This window comes from Pseudarthrobacter albicanus (genome assembly GCF_018224015.1).
In the GTDB taxonomy this organism is placed as follows: domain Bacteria; phylum Actinomycetota; class Actinomycetes; order Actinomycetales; family Micrococcaceae; genus Arthrobacter; species Arthrobacter albicanus.
Genome location: NZ_JAGPOT010000125.1, coordinates 1 through 8,943, shown reverse-complemented (window position 1 = coordinate 8,943; position 8,943 = coordinate 1). Strand labels below are relative to the sequence as shown.

Genomic DNA, 8,943 nt, shown 5'->3' with positions numbered 1-8,943 from the left:
GGAAGGCGTCCAGAACGGTCACGGCTTCGGGCAGGCAGTCGTCGATGGCGTTGGCGTAGCCGCGGAACGGGTCCAGGGTCGCGGTGCTGATGCCTGCGGTGAACCCCTCCGCCTGGTTTCAAGCCAGGCCTTGTACACGGAACCGGAGCGCCCCGGGACCAGGTCCAGCAGCCGGGCGCGGGGTTTACCGCTTTGATCACGGGTGTGGTCGACCATGCCGGTGACCATCCGTTCGGACGGGAAGCCGGTGTGTTTCCAGACGTGTTCGTCCACGCCGAGCGAGCCGGTGCCGCGCAGACGGCCCGGGTCCGCGAGCTCGGTGCCGGCCAATGCCTGGATCGCGTCCCACGCGGTTTGCCAGGCCACTCCGAGTTGCCGGGCAACGGCCGAGACCGACGTGTCGTGGTGCTTGAGTGAGTCCACTGCCCAGCGCACGGCGCGCACGGTGAGTTTCTCCCGCGGGCCGATCAACCAGTGCTCTTCGCTGAACGTGCTCTTCGGGCACTGCCGCTCCCGGCACCGGTAAATGCGCTTGCGCCACCTGAGCACCAGGGAGAACCCGAGCAGCGGCGCGTCGTGCGCCGTCACGGTGCGCCGATCATGGGCCTGCGCGCTGGATCCGCATCCCGGACACCAGCCGGCGGCATCGCCGGTCTCCACGGCCACGGTGATCCGGTCAGCACGGCTGCGGTCCACACCGAGCACGTGCATGTCTTCCATCCCGAGCAAGGCATCGCTCAGGTCACACCAGGGCCCGGGACCACAGCCTGTCACCACCGCTGCCGGACCGGCATCTTCCGGCGCAACAGTTCCAGGTGAAGGCAGGGAGCGGCCCGGCGACATAGAATATGGCACTGTCAGGGTCTTTCTTGAGGTTTTCTTGGTCGATAACCATTCAAGAAGACCCTGACGCCTTCCCCGGTCATGCCACGCTGAGACCAGCCACAATCCACAGCCCGAACATCATGAAGTAAGGCCCACCTCACCACGCTTCACTGGGAAGAGCCAGTTTGACCCGGTCCGCCGCCAGCCGGCGGTCGATGGTCGCCGGGGCGATCTTCAGCAGCAGCGCCGCCGTTCCGTCGTCGAGCTGCAGCTCCTCAAGCCGGCGCAGCCGCGGCACCAGGTCCGGCAGCGCCGCCGCCAGTAACCGCCCGCACGGGGTCCCCTGGACGGCCCAGATGAACCGCAGGGCCTCGATCACCGGTTCCCCGTAGAGCGGAGGCCGTGGTGACCGTGGTGTGACCTGCTTGAGGACCAGGGCCTGTCTCAGCGCCTTGCGCGTGTGGTCGCGGTGCCAGTGCGTCAGGGCGCACAGCTCGTCCAGGATGGTTTTCTTGGCGGCCCGGTCCGCGCGAGCGTATCGGAGGGCGGTGGTCTTCGTGACGGCTCTGCGCTGGCTCATCGAAAGCTCCATGGCTCACAGTGCCGGGGCGGCGGGCGCCGTCCCGGCAGACGCGCCGCTACGCGGGCATTATCAAATGATTCTTCGATAGCAGCTACGCGGGCATCTTTGATGAGTCAACGCGGGCTCTTGTTCAACCGTACTCATCGGCGCATCATGGCCGCTACAAGATCCCGCGATCTCCCCTCAAATAGCGGCGATCCAGTAGAGAGGGACATGGAGATGTCAGAAGTAGCAAAACCCGCAAAGCGGTCGTGGTGGATAGACAAAGGCCACAAGGTCCATTGCTATGCCAACCCAGCCGGCGATTGCCATGTAACGTCCCTAGCGGACTCGATGGAGGCGGAGGCAACCTCCTTTTACGACGCAGATTTGGCAAGAACGACCGGTGAAATCAACAATATCTTGACCGGGGTCAGAGGGGCGAAGCCCTCAGGTAGAGACCTCTGCTTTATCGTCGTCGAGAACCGACCCTTTCTAGTCTGGACTGAACCCGGGTCAACGGGTCCCGATGAATCTGGGGCGATTCGTCCCGATGATGATCCTCAGACGGTAAGGAGGGCGCTCGGACTGAAGCAGGAGAAGCCGGCCCATCCGCACAAGCGCTCATGGCTTATGGGCCCCACTCACATAATCTACTGCTATGCAAATCCAGCGGCAGACTGCATTGTGACTTCCCTGTGGGAGCCGTCAGTGGGGATGGAGACGAAGTCCTTCTACGACGCGAACCTCGATAGCGCGACCAAGGAAATCAACAGAATTTTGGCCGGGATCAAAGAGAAGAAGCAACCAGGGAGAGACCTCTCCTTCATTGTGGTGGAGAACCGCCTCTTCTTAGTTTGGACTGAACCAGGCGCGGTCGGCCCCAATAATGATCCTCAGACGGTAAGGGAGGCCCTCAGGCTGAAGGAACCGAAATAAGTGCCGGGATCTCAGCCGCATCCACCGGACCCGTCGCGCCGGATGGACGTCGCCGTCTCCGCCGGCTCGAGTGCGGCCCCGCCCAGCAGGGACCCCCGCGACGCTGCATGAACGCTTGGTAGTCGGCGCTGACCGTCTCGCCCGCGACTTCTTTCGTAGCCACTTCATCCTGGAAGATCAGGACCAAATACTTTGACATTTCGTACCCCCTTCGTCTGTGGGGCCATGCTGGTGCGATCGTGACTGCCACCGAAGGGGCACGGCCCTTCGGCGCCGGGACGTTGTTCGCGTGGGCCCTCAGCAGGGGTTGCCACGTCTCCGGCAAGGAAAACCGCAGTTCCACAGGCTACCTTGAGCCCGTGGCAGTGTTTCCCACGGGAGCACTGCACACGTCATTCCCCTCCAGAATGATGGTGCACTATCCGGGGTCGGCGCCCGCGTCACAGCGGCGCCTACCCCGTGGTGGCTGAGAACCTGCGCCGGGTCATCCTTCGGCAGCGGTGATCTTGTCCAGGCCGCACCGGGCCGGCCAAGACGAGCAGAGCATCCTTTTCGGAGGAGAGGCGGGACGGGTTGCTGTCCGTTCGGGTACCCATGCCAGGCAAGACGGCACCTGCCGCCGACAACTGCGACATCGAGCGATCACAGAACCCCGCCACGAAGCGTTTGAACTCCACACGTCGCGGATGCTGGACGCCGGCCAACCGCCGCGGTCCCGGAAATGTTGTCTTGAGAAAGGATCCTTTGACGGGACTGCCCGTAGGCACCTCTCTGCACCGCCGATACCACGCTCACCATTGTCTTCGCCTTCGCTCTGGTTAGGTCCCCAGGTCGAACCCGACCAACTCCGAACATACCGAAGCCTCGCGTGGGCCGGCCCTCCCCTTATATCGGCCGGCCAGATCCGAGCGTTCTTTTGAGTACGTGTGAAGGCCCGTGGACCTTGTTTGGCTGTGTTGAGGGGCGCACTGGCGATTGCTTGCCCCGGTTGTCAACGACGATGCCGGCATCCGGGGCTTTCTCCTGCCCTGGGCCTGAACTCCTCTGGGATTCGGGTCATTCCAGGGAAACCAATGCGCCGCCGCCGACGGACCCGGGCGTCCTGTGAAGGGATGCCCGGGAGAATCTTTTGTTGGGCTGGAAATGTTCTGGAATCACGGCAACAGCCACGGTTGATGTTCTCAACCGTGGCTGTTGCTTGCCGTATCTGTCGTACATCGAATAGGGCCGGCATGCAGGACTACAGCGCCTGAGGCTTGCAGCCAGACGAATCTACTTCGTAGGGACGGCACCGGCGGATGTTACAGCGGGATGGGGCGTGCTCGACGGTACGGGGTTGTCCGCACCGGCGGTCGCCGTGGGTTTGGCACTTGGTGCGGGGTGGCTTGTGGGGGTGGGTGTCTGCGTCGGCTGTTCAGTGTGGTCGGTGGCCGGATCCGTTGGCACGGTGCTCGACTCAACTGGGGCGCTTGGTTTCGGGTCCGTGGCGGGAGTGCCCGTGCTGTCGTTGGTATTTGACACGACCTGGGTAATACCGGACTGGAGAGCGCTGGTTCCATTCGAAAGGGCCGCACCCGTGGCTGCCTGGATGCCAAGAATCGACCCCACTCCAATGGCGAAGATGGTGGCTGTTCCACCGATAGCCATCCAGGCCTTCCGGCCCCTGGGTGACTTGTGGGGGGCATGCCGTGCATCGGCCAGGCTTGCCCGGGGCTGCTCCAGCGGCAAGGGCGTAGCGGAGACCTTGCCGGAGGTGGCCCGGGCGATGCTGGCGGTGTCCGCGGCCATCTGTGGGCGCGTTGTCCGGGTTGCATCCGTGACGCGTCTGGGCATGACGCGCTTGATCTGCTCGTGGCTTTTTTCCAGGGAGGTGTGAAACAGCGGCAGTGCGATGGCCGAGATAACGCTGAGGATAAAGGCACCGACCACGCTTCCAGCCAGGCCGAGGTTCCCGCCAATGACGGAAGCCACTGCGGCGGCGCCCCCGCCGGCGATAACCTGGATGGGGCTCAGACCGAGGCCCTTCTTGGTCAGGGCGGCCTTCTCGGCTGGTCCTTCAGTGTCGTCGTTGCCAGTTTTGGTCATTTTTTCCAGCTTTGTCCGTCCAGCCAGTTCTGCGTCGATGGGTCACGTAATCCTCCAAATGGGTGTCCGACCCATCGGCGGTGCGTCCTTAAAGGTTTCCATGCCCACCCGGGAGTTTCCAAAACTTTGTCCGGAACGTAAGCAATGACACAATCATTGAGATTCCTTATGCAGAGGGAAAACAGGAAGAGCGGGCACACCACGTGCCAGTTCTTCCGCCTTAAATCACACCCGTGGGAAGAAGCACCCGGGTTTCCGCTGCGCTCCAACAGCTGCCCGCAGCCGCGGCGTGCACCTGTCCGGTCCGGCGCAAATGCTGTGGCGTGTCGCTGGACGGGCCACTGATCCGCATATTAATGTCTTGCAGTACAAAGTCCGGCATGGGCGCGTCAGGCGTCCGGAAAGGGGGAGCACGTCACCGCTGGCCAACACGACCTAACTATTGACCTACCCGCTGAAAGCCCCTCGTCCGAGGGGCTTTCCCGTGTCCGGACGTCGGCCCGGCAACAGGGGCGCAAGGCGCCCCCGGACCTCCTCCGGGGAAGGACGCGTGAACCCGGCCTCGATGCCGGCCCGGAAGTCATCGTCCATCGCCCCACGGGATCCAGGGCCGGGTGCGGGCCTGCTCAGCCTTCACAGTCGGTGCAGTACGCGTGGGCGCCCTTGTGCCGGGCAATCTGGGACCGGTGCCGGACCAGGAAGCACGAGTAGCAGGTGAACTCGTCCTCGGCCTGCGGTATGATCTGGATGATCAGTTCCTCGGCGATGAACTCACCGCCCGGGACACCTGCCCCGTCCAGGCCGTCGGCCTCATCGAGTTCCAGGACGACGCTGCGGGCGTCCGGTGCGTTCGCGGACTGCAGGGCCTCCAGGGAGTTCTGCTGGGATTCCTTGACGTCGGAGCGGACTTCGTCGTAATCGGTTGCCACTTTGGCTTGTTCTCTTTTCTCGTGTGGTGACTGACCCCGGTGCAACATACAGCACGCGGCGGCCATTCCACAGTCACAGGGCGGCATGAACGCCTGTGCGGCCGGTACGTGATGGCCGGGGCAACAGGGAATCACCTGGGCTGCTTCGACGCCCTGGAAGCTAAGGGCCGCGCCACCCGCGGCCGCAGGCTTGCCTTGGCTGATCCGGCCGTTACGATATGGGTCACAGCGCCCGCCGGGTCCAGGATTGGAGGTTCAGCGATGCCGCACTGCCCCGACGAAGTGGTCAGCTGCACGCGTGAGGATCTGCTGCAGGCACTGGCCGGCGAGTCCGGATCCCGCGGCCGAGGACCCGAGGATCCTGGGCGCCTACGACCAGGTCATCGGCGGATGGACGCTGAGCGCGGAGGACCCCGACGCCGGGTACGCGCGCTACTTCCAGGACGGGCCCGTCGCCACCCGGCGGGAGCTTGTCGCCGTGCAGGACCGGGCCAAGGGGCGCGTCCTGCTGCAGCCAGGGCGCTGCACGGCCGGGAGACGTATGCGCTGTTATCGGAGACCGGCTGGGTTCTCACGTGCAGGACTCTTGTCTGTGTGCGGCGCAGCGCCATTATGCTCTGACTATGGAGGTTCGAGATTCTCCCAGGAAACCTGTGACCCCGGCCGTCAATCCGGAACCTGGTACGCGGCGCGGCTGGATCTGGATGACCGTCGCTGGATTCGCCGCGCACATCCTTAGTCTCGTTTTCGGTTTACAGACAGCCGGGCCGCTCTGCGGCAGCCCGTTGCTCCCGCAAAGCCGTGCAGCTGAAATGTTTGACTCGCAGCGGCACGGTACCGGGGTGGCGGCAGAGTGCTATCGGAATATCGATTCTGCTTCGGTACCTGTCTGGATCCTTATGGCGTTGGGTATCGGTCTGGTTCTGACAGGAATCACAGTCAGGATAGTCAGTATCCGCCGGCCCGGTGACGGTACTCCGGACCTGACGGTGGTTCCACAGGACTAGGAGCCGGCCGGTCCTGCGCCTGACCAGCCTGCGGGGTTCCGGGACATGTTGCTCCACCAGGAATCGGATTTCGCCTGCTTCACGAATTCCACGTACACCTCACTCCGAGCAGGGCGTTGCCCGCACCGGCTTCGGCGGGTTCAGACGGCGGCTTGGTAATTTGTGGTGGGTGCAAGGCGGCAGGAGCCGGTGCCCGTTTTCGCTGATGTTCCCGCCGAAGGTGAGCCTGTCCACGATGGCCGCGCAGAGTTCCCGGAAGAGGGAGCCCCGGACCAGTTGCCGCGTAAGCCGGTCCCCACCGCGGCACCTTCCAGCCCTCACCGCCGACCTAACGGCCCTATGGAACTGTGGCTCCTGGTTGAGAATGGCGGTTGCTTCAAGGCCGGGAACGGCCGTTCCGGTGTCGCACAAGCCGAACGCCGGGCCGGCGCGTTATCGGGCGGCCCGACTACGGCCATGTAACCTTCAGCACCCCCTTAGCCGCGGCCCGCGCCGGGCGGCGCCGATGTGGCGGCCTGGCCCGGATCGGTCAGTGCGCCGCTGCGTATTGTTCCAGCACGATCAAGGAGATGCTGCCATGGTCCATCACGGGCAGCCCCTGTTGTTGGGCCCAGGCCCGGACCTGCGCTGTTGTTTCTGCCCCATGTCTTCCTGGTGCGTGAAGCTTGCCCTGGGAAGTGGATGTCCTGGGGGCAGCTTCCACATATGGCCGGAACGCGTTGCGCAGTTCCGTTGCGTTGGGCTTATTGAGGTCGATCTCATAGGAAATACCGTCCATGGCGAAGATCAATATTTCATGGGCTGGTGAGCCGTCCATATCATCTTGCAGGGCCCTGATTTTTCTCCTTGCCATCCCCAGAGGCTAGCAGCGTGTACCACTGGGTTCGTGAGAGCGCCGGCGGTGCGCCGGGAGTCACGCGAAACGAAGATACGAAGATACGAAGACGCTGAATAAGTCCAGCCTTCCGGTATCGTTAAGCGGGAACTTGCCGGAGGGACCGTCTATCCCTGCAATCGGGGGACCGCATTTAATGCGAAGTACTCATTGTTCCACTCCTCCAGGATGCGGGACTTGGCGGGTTCACTCTGGCCGGCCCTGCCTGAACCTTGCACCGATCCGCGGTTGAACCCGATCGTCATCACGACGACGATCAACCCCCGGTGGACGGATGCGGAGGGACGCACGGCAGGGTTGCACCCATGACCGCCGGGGCAGATGAACGGCCGGAGCCGCACGCGGAACGTTCGAAGAGGGTACCGCCTGCCCGACGTTCCCACCTTCCGCAGGCATCTGCCGCCGGCGAGCAGGTGGCCCGTTGCACAGCTGCCCAGGGGCGGCTACGTGCCGCGTTTACGCCGCTGTTGTCCCTATAGCCCGGCGGGCAACCGGGATTCCCAGCATCCTCCCAAGAACCGGTGGGACACTGCTGACTGCCTGCGCTCCTGCCTGCCGTTCCAGCGGGCTGCCCCCGGTGCGGGCGCCGACCCCGAAGGACAAGAAAAAAATGAACCCGCCCACGCACGAAGTGCCGCCCCTGCACCTGCCGGGACGGTCGTGGTGGCTGCTGGCCGCTTCGGCGCTGCTCTTCGCCATCACGCTCACCGTCGGACTTCTGGCAAAACTCTACGGCTCCCCCGGACCTGACCTTGCCTGGGACGAAGGCATGGTCCCGGGCCGGACCACCGCACAGACCGGGGCTTCCCTGGCGCTGGATGCCCTGTTCTCCCCGGCGGGGAACGTCATCATTGTGCTGCTGGGCTGCCTGGTCCTGATGTTCGCCTTCCGCAGGCCGCTGACCGCGCTGGCCTTCGGCTCCCTGGTCAGCGTCGGCTGGCTGTCCTCCGAAACAGGAAAACTCCTGGTCACACGCCTCCGGCCGCCCGCCGCGGCCACCCACGCACTGATCGTGGAGGCCGGCAACGACAGTTTTCCCAGCGGCCACACCGCGTTTGCCGCGTCCCTGGCCTGGGCCCTCGTCCTGGTGCTCGCCCGGACCCGCACCCAACGCACGATCACCGCCCTAGGAGGCGCCGTGCTGGCGGCCGCGGTCGGCCTCTCCCGCCTGTACCTGGGCGTGCACTACCCCAGCGACGTTATCGGCTCACTGCTGATCAGCACCGCCGGCATCCTGCTCTGGCTGCCCCTGTGGAACAACCTCATCGAACCCCGCCTACGCCGAGCCGCCCTCATCAGGGAACTGGCGGGCACTGAGCGGTCCCGGCAGCCTTGACGCCGCGGCAGGGGTCTTCCTCGGGCAGCTGCCACCCGCCCTGTGATCCCTTGGGTCCCGGCCCTCCCGGCTCGTCCAGCCCCTGTCCCGCATCCCATGACCTGTATTTGCTCCGACTCCTGATTGGAACCCCCATGTCTGTGCCGATCCTGGCCGCCTGCGACCTGACCAAGACCTATGGGCGCGGGCCTGACCGCTTCGATGCCCTCAAAGGCGTCTCCCTGGAGATTGACCGCGGCGATTCCGTGGCGATCGTGGGCAAGAGCGGCTCCGGCAAATCAACCCTGATGCACCTTCTCGCGCTGCTGGACACCCCGGCGGCGGCCAGATCCATGTCGACGGGACCGACGCGAAGACCCTGAGCG

General features: G+C 64.5%; 8 protein-coding genes. 3 read left to right on the top strand and 5 right to left on the bottom strand.

Annotated elements, in window-relative coordinates; all coding sequences use genetic code 11:
- Positions 1 to 18 precede the first annotated feature (18 nt).
- Together J9611_RS20190 and J9611_RS20185 are read right to left on the bottom strand one after the other, a co-directional pair.
- A complete protein-coding gene (locus tag J9611_RS20190; protein ID WP_211882876.1) occupies positions 19 to 720 on the bottom strand; it encodes a transposase family protein in 702 nt (233 codons plus the stop codon).
- Between the two features lie 262 nt (positions 721 to 982).
- Positions 983 to 1,405 (bottom strand): hypothetical protein, encoded by a 423-nt coding sequence (locus J9611_RS20185; protein WP_211882875.1) that lies wholly within the window; start codon positions 1,403 to 1,405, stop codon positions 983 to 985.
- 222 nt (positions 1,406 to 1,627) lie between these two features.
- On the opposite strand from J9611_RS20185, the gene J9611_RS20180 reads away from it, so the two are divergent.
- Positions 1,628 to 2,326 carry a hypothetical protein gene (locus J9611_RS20180; protein ID WP_211882874.1) on the top strand — a complete coding sequence of 233 codons (699 nt, stop codon included), beginning with the start codon at positions 1,628 to 1,630 and terminating at the stop codon, positions 2,324 to 2,326.
- Between the two features lie 1,272 nt (positions 2,327 to 3,598).
- Here the strand turns inward: J9611_RS20180 and J9611_RS20175 are convergent.
- From J9611_RS20175 to J9611_RS20165, 3 genes are all read right to left on the bottom strand, one after another.
- Positions 3,599 to 4,411, bottom strand: coding sequence for a RodZ family helix-turn-helix domain-containing protein (locus J9611_RS20175; RefSeq protein ID WP_211882873.1), 813 nt, complete (start codon positions 4,409 to 4,411; stop codon positions 3,599 to 3,601).
- Between the two features lie 626 nt (positions 4,412 to 5,037).
- Entirely contained in the window at positions 5,038 to 5,340 is a 303-nt protein-coding gene (locus tag J9611_RS20170; RefSeq protein ID WP_211882872.1) for a DUF4193 domain-containing protein, read from the bottom strand.
- Between the two features lie 1,536 nt (positions 5,341 to 6,876).
- Positions 6,877 to 7,200 carry a histone-like nucleoid-structuring protein Lsr2 gene (locus J9611_RS20165; RefSeq protein WP_211882871.1) on the bottom strand — a complete coding sequence of 108 codons (324 nt, stop codon included), beginning with the start codon at positions 7,198 to 7,200 and terminating at the stop codon, positions 6,877 to 6,879.
- A gap of 652 nt (positions 7,201 to 7,852) precedes the next feature.
- On the opposite strand from J9611_RS20165, the gene J9611_RS20160 reads away from it, so the two are divergent.
- Positions 7,853 to 8,578, top strand: a complete 726-nt coding sequence (locus J9611_RS20160) for a phosphatase PAP2 family protein (protein WP_211882870.1) — start codon at positions 7,853 to 7,855, stop codon at positions 8,576 to 8,578.
- Positions 8,579 to 8,712: 134 nt separating this feature from the next.
- Entirely contained in the window at positions 8,713 to 8,940 is a 228-nt protein-coding gene (locus tag J9611_RS22435; RefSeq protein WP_211882869.1) for an ATP-binding cassette domain-containing protein, read from the top strand.
- Positions 8,941 to 8,943 lie beyond the last annotated feature (3 nt).

Excerpts from the sequence above, each read along its gene's own strand:
- J9611_RS20190 (WP_211882876.1), bottom strand. The coding sequence starts at position 720 with ATGGAAGACATGCACGTGCTCGGTGTGGACCGCAGCCGTGCTGACCGG.
- J9611_RS20175 (WP_211882873.1), bottom strand. The coding sequence starts at position 4,411 with ATGACCAAAACTGGCAACGACGACACTGAAGGACCAGCCGAGAAGGCC.
- J9611_RS20185 (WP_211882875.1), bottom strand. The coding sequence starts at position 1,405 with ATGAGCCAGCGCAGAGCCGTCACGAAGACCACCGCCCTCCGATACGCT.
- J9611_RS20165 (WP_211882871.1), bottom strand. The coding sequence starts at position 7,200 with ATGGCAAGGAGAAAAATCAGGGCCCTGCAAGATGATATGGACGGCTCA.
- J9611_RS22435 (WP_211882869.1), top strand. The coding sequence starts at position 8,713 with ATGTCTGTGCCGATCCTGGCCGCCTGCGACCTGACCAAGACCTATGGG.
- J9611_RS20180 (WP_211882874.1), top strand. The coding sequence starts at position 1,628 with ATGTCAGAAGTAGCAAAACCCGCAAAGCGGTCGTGGTGGATAGACAAA.
- J9611_RS20160 (WP_211882870.1), top strand. The coding sequence starts at position 7,853 with ATGAACCCGCCCACGCACGAAGTGCCGCCCCTGCACCTGCCGGGACGG.